Genomic DNA, 14,459 nt, shown 5'->3' on the forward strand with positions numbered 1-14,459 from the left:
CGGCGATTGAGGCGCGTGGTCCGGGGCGGAGCCCCGTGGCCGGGGGGCCGGGCCTGGTGTCAGCCCCGGCCCAGCAGGGAGTCCAATGCCGACACCGGATCCCGACCCGGCTCCCCGCGGGGCCACCACTCGTCCCGCCCGGGATCGGACTCGTACCCGTACCACCACCCGTCCCGCCCCAGACGGAGCTGCACCGTCAGCGTCGACAGATGGTTGCGGTGAGGCCGGAAGTCCGGGTGCCCCACGGCAAGAAGCGCAGGACGGGCCCGGTCGAACGGCCCGGCCGGCGGATCCCACTCCTCCTCCAGGACCGAGAGCCCCTCGAGCCCACCCTGCCGCCACGCCGCGACGGCCCGCGCCAGATCCGTGGGCGTACGCCCCGTGCCACGTGACAGCGAGGCATACAGCGCACGGGTCGCCGCCGTGAGCCCCGAACCGGGGTGCGCCGCCGCGAGGCGAACCGCGTCCTGCCACGGGGTGAGCGGCGCGATCGGATCGGCGCCGGTGGTGAGCAGCGCGTGGGCACGGACCCCCGCCTCCGTGGCGAGGAGGTCGAGCGCGAGCGGGTCGGGGGCGTCCGGCGCCTGCGGGTAGGAGGGCGGCCGCTCCGGGTACCGCGGCGGCGGGAACTCCGGGGGCAGCCGCGGCAGTTGCCCGGCCCCCGCGCTCGCGTACGCCTCCTTCGCCGGGAGCGAGTCGAGCTCGGGGGCCCGCGCCTTGGAACGCTCCTCCGCCTCGTGCACCGAGCTGCGCCGGGTCAGCGCCCGCAGCAGCTCCTGCTCGCCGCGGCCGCGCAACAGGAACAGGACGAACGGGTCCTCGTCGAGGAGCCGGGCCGTCTGGTAGCAGAGCGCCGCCGCGTGCTTGCAGGGGTGGCCGCGGTCCGGGCAGGTGCACTCGGGGGTGAGGTCGTCGACCGTGGGCAGCAGATCGGCGGCCGCCGCCAGCGCGTGCGGCACGTCCTTGTCGAGCAGCGACGCCAGGTGTTCGGGGCGGGCCGCGGCCGTACTCAGGAAGCGGTCCCACGACTCGTCCGGAAGTTCCCGCAGGCGCAGTTCGGCCCGGTAGGGGCGGGGGCGCGAGCCGTGCACGTAGGCGACGACGCGGCCCGGGGTGACGGTGATCGCGTCGACGTGGCCACGGTCCGCGTAGGCGCGGCCGCGGGCGAGGCGGGCCGGGTCGAGGGCCGTGTCTTCCAGCGCGTCCACCCAGGCGTTGCCCCACCAGGTGAGGGCGAAGCTGCCGCCGGGCTCGGCGCGGGGCGGCAGCGGCGGGAACGTGCGGCGCGCGTCGAGGTGCCGGGCGCGGGCCTGCTCATCGGCGCCCGCGCGTCCCGGGACGTGCGGCCGGGGCGTCCTGTGCGACCCCTGGGACCTTCGCGTCGGGCTCATCGTGTGGCCTCCCTGCGCAGCGTCACGAGGTCCGTGAGCTCCCGGTCGGTCAGCTCGGTGAGCGCCGCCTCGCCGGTGCCGAGCACCGCGTCCGCCAACGCCCGCTTGGTGGCGAGGAGTTCGGCGATCCGGTCCTCGATGGTGCCCTCGGCGATGAACCGGTGGACCTGCACGGGCTGCGTCTGCCCGATGCGGTACGCACGGTCGGTGGCCTGCTCCTCCACGGCCGGGTTCCACCAGCGGTCGAAGTGGATCACGTGCCCCGCGCGCGTGAGGTTGAGTCCGGTGCCGGCCGCCTTCAGAGAGAGCAGGAAGACGGGCACCTCACCGGACTGGAATCGGTCAACCATGCGCTCGCGCTCGACGATCGTGGTGCCGCCGTGCAGCAGTTGGCTGGGAATGCCGCGGGTGGTCAGGTGGGTGGCGAGCAGCTTGGCCATGGACACGTACTGGGTGAAGACGAGCACCGAGCGGTCCTCGGCCACGATCGTGTCCAACAGCTCGTCCAGGAGGGCGAGTTTGCCGGAGCGGCCCGCCAGACGCGGGCGGGAGCCGTCGCCCTGGCCCTCCTTGAGGTACTGCGCCGGGTGGTTGCAGATCTGCTTCAGGGACGTGAGCAGCTTCATGATCAGGCCGCGTCGGCCGATGCCCTCGGCCTCCTCGATCTGCGCCATCGACTCGCGCACCACGGCCTCGTAGAGCGACACCTGCTCGCGGGTGAGCGGCGCGGGATGGTCGGACTCGGTCTTCGGGGGCAGTTCGGGGACGATGCCGGGGTCGGACTTCTTGCGGCGCAGGATGAACGGGCGCACCAGGCGGGCGAGCCGCTCGATCGCCTCCGGGTTCGTCCCGCCCTGGCCCTGGAGGGGGACCTCGCCCTCGACCACGCGCGCGTGCCGGGCGCGGAACGCCTTGAGCGGTCCGAGCAGGCCGGGTGTCGTCCAGTCGAGCAGGGCCCACAGCTCCGACAGGTCGTTCTCCACCGGTGTGCCGGTGAGGGCCACGCGCGCGGGGGCCTCGATCGTGCGCAGCGCCTTCGCCGTCGCCGAGTTGGGGTTCTTCACGTGCTGCGCCTCGTCCGCGACGACCATGCCCCAGGTGTGTCCCGCGAGTTCGCCGGCGCGGGTGCGCAGCGTGCCGTACGTGGTGAGGACGAAGCCGCCCTCGACGCCGGTCAGGGCGCGGTCCACGCCGTGGAAGCGGCGCACCGGAACGCCGGGGGCGAACCGCTCGATCTCCCGCTGCCAGTTGCCGAGCAGGGAGGCCGGGCAGACGACGAGCGTGGGCGCGGGCCTGGCGCGGCGCAGGTGCAGCGCGATGAGCGTGACGGTCTTGCCGAGGCCCATGTCGTCGGCGAGGCAGCCGCCGAGGCCGAGCGAGGTCATGAGGTCGAGCCAGGCGAGGCCCCGCAGTTGGTAGTCGCGCAGTGTCGCGTGCAGGCCCTCGGGCGGCTCGACCGTGTCGATGCCGCGGGTGAGCCGGTCGCGCAGCTCGGCGAGGCGGCCCGTGGGCACGGCCGCGACCCGCTCCCCGTCGATCTCGGCCTCGCCGGTCAGCGCGACGGCCAGCGCGTCGACGGGCTCAAGCAGGCCCAACTCCCGCTTGCGGGCCTTGCGGACGAGATCGGGGTCGACGACCACCCACTGGTCGCGCAGCCGCACGACCGCGCGGTGCGACTCGGCGAGCAGGTCCATCTCGCGCTCGGTCAGCGGGTCCCCGTCGAGCGCCACCTGCCAGTTGAACTTCAGCAGCTCATCGCTGTCGAAGAACGGCGTCCCGTCGGTCGCCGAGCCGGGCGCGGCCTGCGCGCGCACCACGGCGGTCGCGGTGAGGGAGCGGGCGATGTCGCGCGGCCAGTGCAGGGTGACGCCCACCTTGGCGAGACGCGCGGCGCCGGGCCCGAGCAGATCCGTCAGCTCACTGTCGGACAGGGCCAGCACGTCCGGCACGTCCTGCTCCAGGAGGCGGCCGAGCGGCGGCCAGGCGAGCGCGGCACGTCGCACCGCGAGCACCGCGTCGATCCGGGCGCGCGGCCCGAAGTGCTCGCCGGCCTCCCCCGCCCACAGTCCCGCGGCGTCGACCACCCGCGTGGGGTCGGCGAGGCTGTGCACCTGAACGATCGCGGCGCCCGCGCGGCGCGCTCCCGCACGCTCCCCGGACTCCGCCCTCGACTCCGATTCCGGCTCTGGGACCGACTCCCCCACCAGCGCCGACACCGGCTCCGACGCCGATCCCGGATCCGACGCTGACACCGGAGCCGATTCCGACGCCGGCTCCGGCTCCGGCTCCGGCTCCGGTCCCGGCCCCGGCCCCGGCCCATCGTCCCCGTCGAACAACGCTGCCTGCGACAAGTCCAGCCGCAGCGACACCTTCACGCCCGCGTCGAGCCCGGCCGCCGCCTCGACGGCCCAGGGGCGTGCCCGCGGAATGTGCTGGGCGGCGGCGGCCGCGAACGGGGCGCCCGCCGCGTGCGCCGCGGCCGGGCTGCGCGGCAGCGCGTCGGCCACCGCGTCGAGCAGTGCCCGTACCAGCGCCTCCGGCTGCGGGACCCGCAGCGGCCTGCTCCCCGGCACCGGCGTCGCGTAACCCTCGGGCGGCAGGGCGGCGGCGATGCCCCGCACCTGCGCCACGTCGTCCTCGTCGAGCGGGCCCGCGCGCCACGCGTCGTGGTCGGAGGCGGTGAGGCCCGGCAGCAGGCGGCCCCGCGCCACCAGGTGCAGGGCGTGCGCCGCGGCCGCGCCCCAGGCGGCGGCCGCCGGATGGGCGCCCCGGGTGCGACGGGCCCGCAGCAGCAGCGGCAGCGCGTCGAGGACGGGCAGCACGAGCGCGGGAACCTTGCGGCTGCGCACAGTGGAGCCGTGCGACCGCACGACGGTCAGCTCACCGTCAGCCCCCGGAATGGCCGACCCGCCCGCCCCACCCCACTCGTCCGACGCCTCCGACGCATCCGCGTCCGGGGCCCAGAAGGCGATCCGCCCCGCGCGCGGCAGCGGATCGGGCAGGAAGACGGCGGCGGCGCTCAGCGGGACACCCGACAGCTCCGGCACGCTCACGCCACCTCCCTCTTCTCTCTCCGCTCAGGCCTCGACGACCCCTAAGACCTTACGGGGCGGGTCTGACAATCCTTGATCCCGTGCCCGGGGCCGCCCGGGGTGCCCGGTCCGCCCCACCCGGCAGGCCCGCGCGCCCCCACCCGGGGACAATGGGGATGCATCTGCCCACCTCCAATCGAACAGGCGCGAACCTTGGGTGATCTGCTTCTCGTCCGGCACGGCGAGACCGAATGGGCCCTGACCGGACAGCACACCGGCCTCACCGACATCCCGCTCACCGACAACGGGCGGGAAGAGGCGCGCCGCGTCGCGCCCCTCGTCGGCAGCTACCACGTCGGGGCCGTCTTCGTGAGCCCCCTCCAGCGCACCCGCGAGACCGCCGAGCTCGCCGGCCTCAAGCGCTACACCGTCGATGCGGACCTGCACGAATGGGACTACGGCGCGTACGAAGGTGTCACCACCCGGGAGATCCAGCGCACCCGGCCCGACTGGTACCTCTTCGACGACGGAGTGCCGCCGGGGCCCGCCGAGCATCCCGGCGAGACGCCGGAGGAGGTGGGCGAGCGTGCCGACCGGATGCTGTCCAAGGTCGACGCGGCGCTCTCCAACTACGAGGGCAGCGTCGTCCTCGTCTCGCACAGCCACTTCCTGCGCGTCCTGACCGCGCGACGCCTCGGCCTGCCGCCGTCGGGCGGCTCGCACTTCCTGCTGTCGACGGGCACGGTCAGCCGCCTCACCTTCGAGCACGGCCGACCGGTGATCTCGGGCTGGAACCTGCGGCCCTGAGCCCGTCCGCTCGTCCTCACGCCCGTTCACCCCGGCCCGTTGTCAGACCCGTCGTGCACCATCGTCACCAGATGGGAGGCACGCCATGACGAGACCGCCGACTGCCGCGCAGCGCCGCATCATCGACGCCGCCGACCCGGAGACGGGCCGGATCTCCGGCACGCCCGCCCAGCTCGACCGGCTCATCGTTTTGAAGTTGGCGTTCCGGCACCCCCGGCCCCCGCACGAGCACTTCCTGACCCCGGCGGGGCACCGGCTGCGGGAGGCCGGGGACGGGCCCCCGGCCGCCGAGCCCGAACCGGCGGAGTCCGGCGGTGTGTTCGCCGCGCGACTCGGCGGCGAGCCGCGGTCCGACGCGGGGCCCGCGCGGGCACGCGAGGTGCGGACCGCCTGGCAGGGCCTGCTGGAGATACGCCGGATGACGAACCCGGACGGCGCGACGGACCGGCCGTGCGCCTGGGAGCGCGGCCGGCTCGGCCCGTCCGCCGCGCTCGCCCTGGAGGCCGCGGGCTGCGTACCCGCGGCCGGGGCCGGTCCCGGCTATCGCGTGCAGGACACCCCGCAGCCGGAGGCCGTCGCCGTGCACCACTCGGAGCCGGCCGGGCTCGCGGCGTGCGCGGCGGCGCTACGGGAAGCGGGCTGGCAGGTCGGCGAGCACGCGCAGGCGCGCGGCGGGCCCCGCTATCTGCTGGCGTCGCCCAGACGTGCGTAACGCACCTCACGGCGGACCGGATGCCGTCCCCCACCCACCTGTTGGCATGATCGGCACAACACCCCATCGTCGAGTCATCGAATCGTCGAGCCATCGAGAGGAACGTCGTGGCAGAGCAGTTTTCCGTACCGGTCGAGGTCCGTGGGTACGAGATCGATGTCAACGGGCACCTCAACCAGGCCGTCTATCTGCAGTACGCGGAGCACGCGCGCTGGTCGCTCCTGCGCAGCGCCGGCCTCGACGAAGGTGCCCTGCTCGGCCGCGGGGTGGGCCCCGTCGTCCTGGAGACGAACATCCGCTATCTGCGGGAGTTGCGCGCCGGTGACGTCGTCGACGTGAGCTGCGCCTTCGAGTTCGGCGAGGGCAAGGTGTTCCGCGTCCACCAGACGATCCGCAGGGCCGACGGCACGGTGGCGGCCGAGGTGTCCGCGGTGAGCGGCGTCATGGACCTCACCGAGCGCAAGCTGGTGAAGAACCCTGCGGAGATCTTCAAGGAACTGGCCTCCGCCCCCGCCGCCTTCGGCCTCTGACCACCACCCCGATCCGGCCGCTATCCCCAACTCACTGAAGTGTGCCCGCATTTGAGGCATACGGAGTACGCCACCGGCCGCCCGGCCACACTCTCTTGCCGCGCCACGGGAAGATCGCTACGGTCCCTTCAGCCGCACTTTCTACGCGCGTCACATCACGCCGAGTGTCACCCGTGCCACCGTTCCGAGAGGCCCTCCCCATGCAGTTGCGCCGCACGTCCCTGCTCGCCGCCACCCTCGTGACCCTGGCCCTCGCCTCGGCGGCAGCGCCCGCGACCGGGACGCCCCGGACGGCCGGGACCGCGCCCGGCGGCTGGCAACAGGTCGGCGACGACGCCAAGTCCGGGGTCAGCGGTCTCGCGCTCACCGGCGGGGCCGTGGCGGGCGGCGCCGTGGAGGCCCTCGTCGTACACGACAACAAGAAGCCCGGCGAGCGGCGGATCAGCCGCGTCACCTTCCACCCGTCCGCACCGAAGGCCACGACGGTCGCGCCGCTCGTGTGGGACGGCGCGGAGCCCACGGACCTGGAGGCGGTCGAGGCGGTGCCGGGCACGGACGGCGAGTTCATGGCGCTGGCCGGCAGGGGTCTGGTGTACCGGCTGCACGTCGACGGGGGCACCGCGCGGGTGCTCGACCTGTCGCCGCTGCCCGCGATCCCCGAGGGCGCGGACTTCGAGAGCTTCGCGCTCGGCACGTCGCACGGGAGGACGGTCGCGGTGTGGGCGGACCGGGGCGCGGGTGCGGACCGCCCGGCGACGGTGTTCGCGGCGCCGTTCTCCGTCGGCGAGTACGGGGAGGCGGAGTTCGGGAACGTCGAGAAGGCGGAGTTCCGCGCGGCCTACCCGAAGGGGGATGTGCGGCACGTCTCCGACATCTCCCTCACCAAGTCCGGGCGCATCATGGTGAGTTCGGCCTCGGACGCCGGGGACGACGGGCCGTTCGCCTCGGCAGTGAGCGAGGCGGGACGCGTGTCGCTGAACGGATCGGGCACCCGGGCGGCGCTGCGGATGGCCGCGCAACGGACCGCGCCGGACAGGTTCGACGACCGCAAGATCGAGGCGGTGGAGTGCGTGCCGGGCGCGAACGGTACGGCGCTGCTCGGCACGGACGACGAGAACCTGGGCGGCTACCTGAAGTCGGCGCCGGTCTGCGGCGGTTGAGACGCGGCGGGGCGCGGACGCGCGCGACACGGGCGGGAGTGACGCGGGCGGGTCCGACGCGGACGCGCGCGACGCCGACGGCGCAGACTCGGGCGGGGTGACGCGGACGCGCGCGACACGGGCGCGCGCGACGCCGACGAGTCACAATCGGACGCACGCGACGCCGACGAGTCCGACGCGGGCGCATCTGACGCCGACGAATCAGACGCGGGCGAATCAGACGCGGCGAGGGCGGCGTCGCCGACCGCGCCACCCCCGCCGCGTCGCTCAGTGCGCGCCCGCCGCTGTCGGCTCGGAGCGCTGTCCCGCGATGTCGCTGCCCGCTTCCATCGGATGCGTGACGTCGTCGGCGTCGCGCCCCTTGCCGATGTGGTTGAAGAGCAGGTTGAGCACGACCGCCGCGACACAGCCCGTCGAGATGCCCGAGTCCAGGATGATCTTCGCGTTCTCCGGGAACGCGTGGTAGAACTCCGGCACCGCGATGGGGATCAGGCCCACGGCGAGCGAGACGGCCACGATGAGGACGTTGTTGTCCTTGTCCAGGTTGGCCTTGACCAGGGTCTGGATACCGCTGGCCGCGACCGAGCCGAACAGCACGACGCCGGCTCCGCCGAGCACCGGGCGCGGCACGACGGCGATCAGCGACGCCGCCATCGGGCACAGGCCCATCAGGACGAGGAAGCCACCGCCGACCGCGACCACGTACCGGCTGCGGATCTTCGTCATCGCGACGAGGCCGATGTTCTGGGCGAACGCGCTGCACATGAACCCGTTGAACAGCGGGCTGATGGCGGTGCCGAGGGTGTCGGCGCGCAGCCCCGCCGCGATGGTCTTCTCGTCGGCCGGGCGGTCGACGATCTCACCCAGGGCGAGCATGTCCGCCGTGGACTCGGTCATCGAGACCACCATGACCACGATCATCGAGACGATGGCCGCGCCCGCGAACTGCGGGGCGCCGAAGTGGAACGGGGTCGGGAAGCCGATGATGTCCGCGTCACCGACCGGCGAGAAGTCCGTGGCGCCGAACGGGATCGCGATGACGGTGCCGATGACCAGGCCGAGCAGGACCGCGATCTGCTTGACGAAGCCCGTCGTGAAGCGCCGGATGATCAGCACGATCACGAGCGTGATCCCGGCGAGTGCCAGGTTCTTCATGGAGCCGTAGTCCGGCGCCTTGGCGTCGGGTCCCTGCGCCCAGCCGAACGCGACCGGCATCAGTGAGACACCGATGAGCGTGATGACCGTGCCGGTGACGACCGGTGGGAAGAACCGGACCAGCTTCGAGAAGAAGGGTGCGGCTATGAAGCCGAGCACACCCGCGACGATCACGGCGCCGAAGATGATCGGCAGCGCGTCGTCCTTGTCCTTCGTGGAGCCGACGACGGCGAGCATCGGGGCGACGCCTGCGAAGGTCACTCCGTTCACGAACGGCAGCCGGGCGCCGATCTTCCAGATGCCGAGCGTCTGCAGGAAGGTCGCGAGGCCTGCCGTGAACAGGCAGGCGCCCGTCAGGAAGGTCAACTCCTTCGGGCTGAGCCCGATCGCCGCGCCGACGATGAGCGGGGGCGCGACCACGCCCGCGTACATCGCGGCCACGTGCTGCAGACCGGTCGTCGCCATCTTCAGCGGTGGCAACTTCTCGTCGACCGGATGTTTGGTATGCCCCGTACGGACGTCCTCGGACTCGGCGGGGGTCGTGCCTTGCTTGGTGAACCTGGGCTTCGACGCCACTGCGGCTCCTCCGGTTGTTTTCCGGCCCCGGCAGGCAGCCGGCGCTTTTCGCTTCTGGGAGGTGGTGCAAGGTGCAAGGTCGTAACTGTGGTGCTTCGATGTTCAGTTGTTGTGCGCCCAGGTATTACTTGCCGCCCCGGGAACGTGAAGCTTTGGGCCACGTTCCCGGGGCGGCACTCGAGCTGCCCGCTCGGCAGCTCGAGTCCCCGGCCAGGGGCCGTCCCCCCTGACCGGAGTCTCAACTCGTCAGCCCTCGGCGGCAATCCGCGCGAGTCGCTGCGCCTCCTCCCGCGTGGAGCGGGCGATGGCGTCCTCGTCGACGTGCAGCAGGTGGCTGTTCTCGACCACCGGGCGGCCGTTCACGAGGGAGAGGGTGACCGGTGCGGCCGCGCCGAAGACGAGCGCGGTCACCGGGTCGGCGATCGATGCGTGGGCGAGGGTGTCCATCCTCCACAGCACCAGGTCGGCCAGCTTGCCGGTTTCGAGCGAGCCGATCTGGCTTGCCCGGCCCATGACTTGGGCTCCTCCGTACGTCCCGAGGCGCAGCGCCTGACGGGCGTTCAGGGCCGCCTCGCGGTGTGCGCCGAGGCGGTTGACGAGGAGGGCGTTACGGAGTTCGGTGTGCAGCTCACCCGACTCGTTGGAGGCGGTGCCGTCGACGCCGAGGCCGACGGGCACGCCGGCCGCGAGCATGTCGGGGACGCGGGCGATTCCCGCTGCCAGTCGGGCATTTGAGGACGGGCAGTGCGCGACGCCCGTCTTCGTACGCGCGAACGCGGCGATGTCGGAGTCGTTCATGTGGACGCTGTGCGCCATCCACACGTCCTCGCCGAGCCAGCCCGTCGACTCGAAGTAGTCGGTGGGGCCCATGCCGAACAGCTCGTGGCAGAACTTCTCCTCCTCGACGGTCTCGCTGCCGTGGGTGTGCAGACGGACGCCGAGCGAGCGCGCCAACTCGGCGCCCTGCTTGAGGAGTTCGGTGGAGACGGAGAACGGGGAGCAGGGGGCCACGGCCACCTGCGTCATCGCGTCGAAGGAGGCGTCGTGGTGCTTCTTGACCGTCTCCTCGGTCGCGGCGAGCGCGCCGTCGAGGGTCTCGACCGCGAAGTCCGGCGGCAGTCCGCCGTCCTTCTCGCTGCGGTCCATGGAGCCGCGCGCCAGGGTGAAGCGCACGCCCGTCTCGGAGGCGGCCCGGATGATCGATCCGGACAGGTCGCCGGTGCCCTTCGGGAACACGTAGTGGTGGTCCATGGCGGTGGTGACACCGCCGCGGGCCATCATCGCGAGGGAGCCCTGCGCCGCCGCGTATGTCATCTGCTCGTCGATGCGCGCCCACGTCGGGTACAGCGTCTTCAGCCAGTTGAACAGGTTGTGGTCCGTCGCCAGGCCACGGGTGATCCACTGGTAGAAGTGGTGGTGCGTGTTGACGAGGCCGGGTGTGGCCAGGTGGCCGGTGCCGTCGATCCGGCGGACGACGTTCTCGAGTCCCTCGGGGGCCTTGCCCGCCCCGATGGACTCGATCTTGTTGTCCGCCACGACGATGTGGCCCGAGGCGTACTCGGTGTCGTGCGCGTCGACCGTCGCGATGGCGACGTTCTCGATGACGATGCGGTTTGCCGTGGCAGGAGCCATGGTGCTGCTTCCTTCAGTCGGTGTGACGTGTGGGCACGGCAGGACCCTAGGAAGATTTGAGTGCCGCGGCGGCACTTGCCCCGCCGCGGGTGCCGAGATGGTGGAAGAAAAGGTTCAGCGAGACGGCGACGAGCGCGCCCGCGCTGATTCCGGAGCCGAGCACGGTCTGCGCCCAGGCCGGGAAATCGGCGTAGAAGCTCGGTGCGGCGAGCGGGATGATGCCCGCGCCGAGCGAGACGGCCACGAGGATGATGTTGGAGCTGTCGTCGAGGCCCGCTTCGGAGAGCGTACGGATGCCGCTGACGGCGATCGAGCCGAACAGCACGATGCCCGCGCCGCCCAGGACGGGCATGGGGACCATGGAGACGACCGCGCCGAGCATCGGGAAGATGCCGAGGATCAGGAGGGTGCCGCCGGCTACGGCGACGACGTAGCGGCTGCGCACCTTGGTCAGGGAGACGACGCCGACGTTCTGCGCGAACGCGGAGGTCGGCAGGCCGCCGAAGATCGGTCCGATGAAGGTGGCGATGCCGTCGGTGCGCAGACCCCGGGTGATGGTCTTTCCGTCGCACTCGCGCTCGCAGATCTCACCGATGGCGAGCATGCCGGCGCTCGACTCGGTCATCAGGACGAGCATGACGAGGCAGAGCGAGATGATCGCGGCGGGCTGGAACTCGGGGGCGCCGAAGGAGAACGGCGTCGGGAGCGCGGCCACGGGCGCCGACTTGAGGGAGCTGAAGTCCGCCATGCCGAACGGGATCGCGGCGAGCGTGCCGATCAACATGCCGAAGAGCAGGGCGACTTGCTTGACGAAGCCCTTGCCGAAGCGCTGGATCAGCAGGATGACGACGAGCGTGAAGGCGGCGAGGGCGAGGTAGCGCATGTCGCCGTAGTCGGCGGCGGTCTTGTCGCCGCCCTGGGCCCAGCCGACGGGCACGGGCATCAGGGTCACACCGATGAGGGTGATGACGATGCCGGTGACGAGCGGCGGGAAGAACCTCAACAACCGCCCGAAGAAAGGTCCGATGGCGAGACAGAAGACACCCGCGACCATGACTGCCCCGTAGATGGCGGGGAGTTGGTCGCCTTTGGCGTTCGTCTCGGCGATGGCGAGCATCGGTGCGATGCCCGCGGAGGACGCGGCGTTGACGAAGGGCAGCCGGTTGCCGACGAAGCCCTTGACGCCGAGCGTCTGGAGCAGGGTGGCCAGGCCCGCGATGAGCAGCGACGCGGCGATCAGCCGGGTCTGGCCCGCGGTGTCGAGGCCCACGGCCTGGCCGATGATGAGCGGCGGTGTGACGACGCCGGCGTACATGGCGGCGATGTGCTGGAGTGCGGCGGGCGCGAGCCGCGACGGGTGGAGCTTCTCGTCCACCGGGTGCACCCGCGAACCGGTGGACTCCGGTTCGGCGCTTCCCGATGGGGTGGAACACGGGCCCTCGGCTTCAGCCGGCCCCTTTGCTGGCACTGCCATTGCTATGTTCCCTCCGGTGCGGCGCACCCCCGCCGACTGCGGGGTGACGGGGGTGCGCTACCGCGTCCGTGAACGCCTGATGCGGCGTCAGAGGTTGGTCATGTCGACCGGGATGCGCTGGTCCGCGCCGTCCCTCAGGATGGTGGCCTCGATGAGGCCGTAGGGGCGGTCGGCGGCCCAGTACACGGCGCCGTCCTTCGCCTCGTTCTCCAGACCGAAGGCCGACAGGTCCTGCCGGAAGTGGTGCTTGTTCGGCGCGGAGAAGCGGATCTCGTCGATCTCGCTGCGGTTGTTGATGACGCGCGAGCCCATCTGGAAGAGGGTCTGCTGCAGCGACAGCGAGTACGTCTCCACGAAGGCCTGAAGAATGTGCTTCTTCGACTGCTCGTAGGACTTGTTCCAGTTGGGCGTGCGCTCGTCGTCGACGCCCGTCCAGTTGTGCCGCCACCAGGTCGACAGCGACGTCGCGAGGATGCGGTCGTAATCCTCCTTGAGCGTCGTGTACTTGTCCTTGATGTAGCCCCAGAACTCGGAGTTCGTGGTGTTCATCACGGTCAAGTCCTTGAGCCCGCTGAGGACTTCGAACTTCTGGCCGTCATAGGTGACCTGGACGAGGCGCGTCTCCATGCCCTTGCGGACGAAGGAGTGCTTGACCTCGTCGGAGCCGATGAACTTGGAGCCCGCGTCGGAGCCGGCGATGCGCTCCCACGAGTACTCCTCGATGCGGATGCGCGCCCGGTGGATGGACGGCTGGCTCTCGACGAAGTGCCGGGCCAGCTCGATCCCGTACTGCTCCGCCGACTCGATGCCGTGTTCCTTGGCGAAGGCGAAGCAGGTGTTCTTGGTGGTGTCCGTCGGCAGGCAGTTGGCGTTCGACCCGGTGAGGTGGACGTCGTCGAGGTCACCGCTGAGGGCGACCGAGACGTTCAGGTCCTTGATGTGGTGGGTGTCGCCGTCCCGCGTGATCTTTACGACTCGGTTCTCGGCCTTGCCGTACTGGTTGGATCCCAGAATCGTGGGCATGTCTGCTAGCTCCCTCGGTAAACGGAGTAGCCGAACGGGTTGAGCAGCAGCGGCACGTGGTAGTGCTCGCCCGGCGTGACGGCGAACGTGATCGCCACCTCCGGGAAGAACGCTCCGGTCGTGTCGCTGTCCCGATTCGCGGGGGCGTCCTGCTGCGCATCGGCTTGCTGGTTCTGCGTGTTGGCGGTCTTCTTCGCGAAGTACGCCTCGGTCTCGAAGTCGAGGCGTACGTGGGTGGTGCCCTCCGGCAGCGCCGGCAGGTCCTTGCAGCGCCCGTCCGCGTCGGTGGCACTGCCGCCGAGCGCCAGCCACTCGGCGCCCGAACCGGCGCGTGCCGCAAGGGAGATGGCGACGTCCCCGGCGGGGCGTCCGATGCTGGTGTCCAGAATGTGCGTGGACACCGATGCCGTGGTCTCGGTGCTCATCAGGCGTTCATTTCCTGTTCTTACGGTGCTTCTACGATGCGGGTCAGGCGGATGCGGTTGATCTTTCCCAGTTCGGTGCGGACGATCTCCCGCTCCTCATCGGCCGTGTGGCCGATCCGGGTCCTGAGCGCATCGAGCATCTGCTCCGCCGTGGCGCCGGTGGCGCAGATGAGGAAGACGTGGCCGAACGTGTCCTGGTACGCCAGGTTGAGCTCGAGCATCTCCTTCTTGAGCTCATCGGAGGCCCCCGCCATGCCGCGCTGTTCGCGCGACGACGTCGGGTCACCGGGCTTCGGGCGGCCGATCGGCGGGTGCCCCGCCATCGCCTCGGCGAGGTCGTCCGCGGTCAGTTCCGCCATCGCGGCGTCACTGGCGGTGAAGAGGGTCTCTGCTGAAGCGAAGGGGCGCTGGGCGAGAAGCTTGCTCCCCCACGCCGATGAAGCACACACCTCATGGAGCTCGGCCTGCGCCGCACTCTCGTCCGAGGTGTTGAACCGGGAAAGTCCCGGCGTGGAACCTGAAGTCACGGGGTGCCTCCGTGG

At 71.5% G+C, this 14,459-nt stretch carries 12 protein-coding genes; 4 read left to right on the forward strand and 8 right to left on the reverse strand.

From position 1 onward, the window contains the following. Positions 1 to 59: 59 nt before the first annotated feature. Both ACWD2L_RS15710 and ACWD2L_RS15715 read right to left on the reverse strand, forming a co-directional pair. Positions 60 to 1,391 (reverse strand): SWIM zinc finger family protein, encoded by a 1,332-nt coding sequence (locus ACWD2L_RS15710; protein ID WP_351334019.1) that lies wholly within the window; start codon positions 1,389 to 1,391, stop codon positions 60 to 62. Continuing rightward, entirely contained in the window at positions 1,388 to 4,444 is a 3,057-nt protein-coding gene (locus ACWD2L_RS15715) for a DEAD/DEAH box helicase (RefSeq protein ID WP_351334017.1), read from the reverse strand. Before ACWD2L_RS15715 ends, ACWD2L_RS15710 begins: the two co-directional genes overlap by 4 nt. A 192-nt stretch (positions 4,445 to 4,636) precedes the next feature. On the opposite strand from ACWD2L_RS15715, the gene ACWD2L_RS15720 reads away from it, so the two are divergent. The 4 genes from ACWD2L_RS15720 to ACWD2L_RS15735 all read left to right on the forward strand — a co-directional run bounded on the left by ACWD2L_RS15720 (position 4,637) and on the right by ACWD2L_RS15735 (position 7,632). Then, positions 4,637 to 5,230 (forward strand): histidine phosphatase family protein, encoded by a 594-nt coding sequence (locus tag ACWD2L_RS15720; protein WP_351334015.1) that lies wholly within the window; start codon positions 4,637 to 4,639, stop codon positions 5,228 to 5,230. Between the two features lie 85 nt (positions 5,231 to 5,315). Further along, positions 5,316 to 5,942 carry a hypothetical protein gene (locus ACWD2L_RS15725; protein ID WP_351334013.1) on the forward strand — a complete coding sequence of 209 codons (627 nt, stop codon included), beginning with the start codon at positions 5,316 to 5,318 and terminating at the stop codon, positions 5,940 to 5,942. A 107-nt stretch (positions 5,943 to 6,049) separates the two neighbouring features. Next, positions 6,050 to 6,472: an acyl-CoA thioesterase gene (locus tag ACWD2L_RS15730; RefSeq protein ID WP_351334010.1), complete on the forward strand. Its 423-nt coding sequence runs from the start codon at positions 6,050 to 6,052 to the stop codon at positions 6,470 to 6,472. Positions 6,473 to 6,645: 173 nt separating this feature from the next. Continuing rightward, complete coding sequence (locus ACWD2L_RS15735; protein ID WP_351334007.1) at positions 6,646 to 7,632, forward strand: hypothetical protein; 987 nt, start codon at positions 6,646 to 6,648, stop codon at positions 7,630 to 7,632. 267 nt (positions 7,633 to 7,899) lie between these two features. Here ACWD2L_RS15735 and ACWD2L_RS15740 read toward each other — a convergent pair whose 3' ends face one another. The 6 genes from ACWD2L_RS15740 to uraD form a co-directional block, all read right to left on the reverse strand. Beyond that, positions 7,900 to 9,252 carry a nucleobase:cation symporter-2 family protein gene (locus ACWD2L_RS15740; protein ID WP_351334036.1) on the reverse strand — a complete coding sequence of 451 codons (1,353 nt, stop codon included), beginning with the start codon at positions 9,250 to 9,252 and terminating at the stop codon, positions 7,900 to 7,902. Positions 9,253 to 9,609: 357 nt separating this feature from the next. Then, entirely contained in the window at positions 9,610 to 10,995 is a 1,386-nt protein-coding gene (locus ACWD2L_RS15745; RefSeq protein ID WP_351334004.1) for an 8-oxoguanine deaminase, read from the reverse strand. Positions 10,996 to 11,041: 46 nt separating this feature from the next. Then, positions 11,042 to 12,469 carry a nucleobase:cation symporter-2 family protein gene (locus ACWD2L_RS15750; protein ID WP_351334001.1) on the reverse strand — a complete coding sequence of 476 codons (1,428 nt, stop codon included), beginning with the start codon at positions 12,467 to 12,469 and terminating at the stop codon, positions 11,042 to 11,044. Positions 12,470 to 12,556: 87 nt separating this feature from the next. After that, positions 12,557 to 13,492 carry a factor-independent urate hydroxylase gene (gene pucL / locus ACWD2L_RS15755; protein ID WP_351333998.1) on the reverse strand — a complete coding sequence of 312 codons (936 nt, stop codon included), beginning with the start codon at positions 13,490 to 13,492 and terminating at the stop codon, positions 12,557 to 12,559. 5 nt (positions 13,493 to 13,497) lie between these two features. After that, positions 13,498 to 13,917 (reverse strand): hydroxyisourate hydrolase, encoded by a 420-nt coding sequence (gene uraH, locus ACWD2L_RS15760; protein WP_351333996.1) that lies wholly within the window; start codon positions 13,915 to 13,917, stop codon positions 13,498 to 13,500. 20 nt (positions 13,918 to 13,937) lie between these two features. After that, on the reverse strand, positions 13,938 to 14,444 hold the full coding sequence (gene uraD, locus ACWD2L_RS15765) for a 2-oxo-4-hydroxy-4-carboxy-5-ureidoimidazoline decarboxylase (protein WP_351333993.1): 507 nt from the start codon (positions 14,442 to 14,444) through the stop codon (positions 13,938 to 13,940). Between the last annotated feature and the right edge of the window lie 15 nt (positions 14,445 to 14,459).

The organism is Streptomyces sp. NPDC002754, from assembly GCF_053592315.1.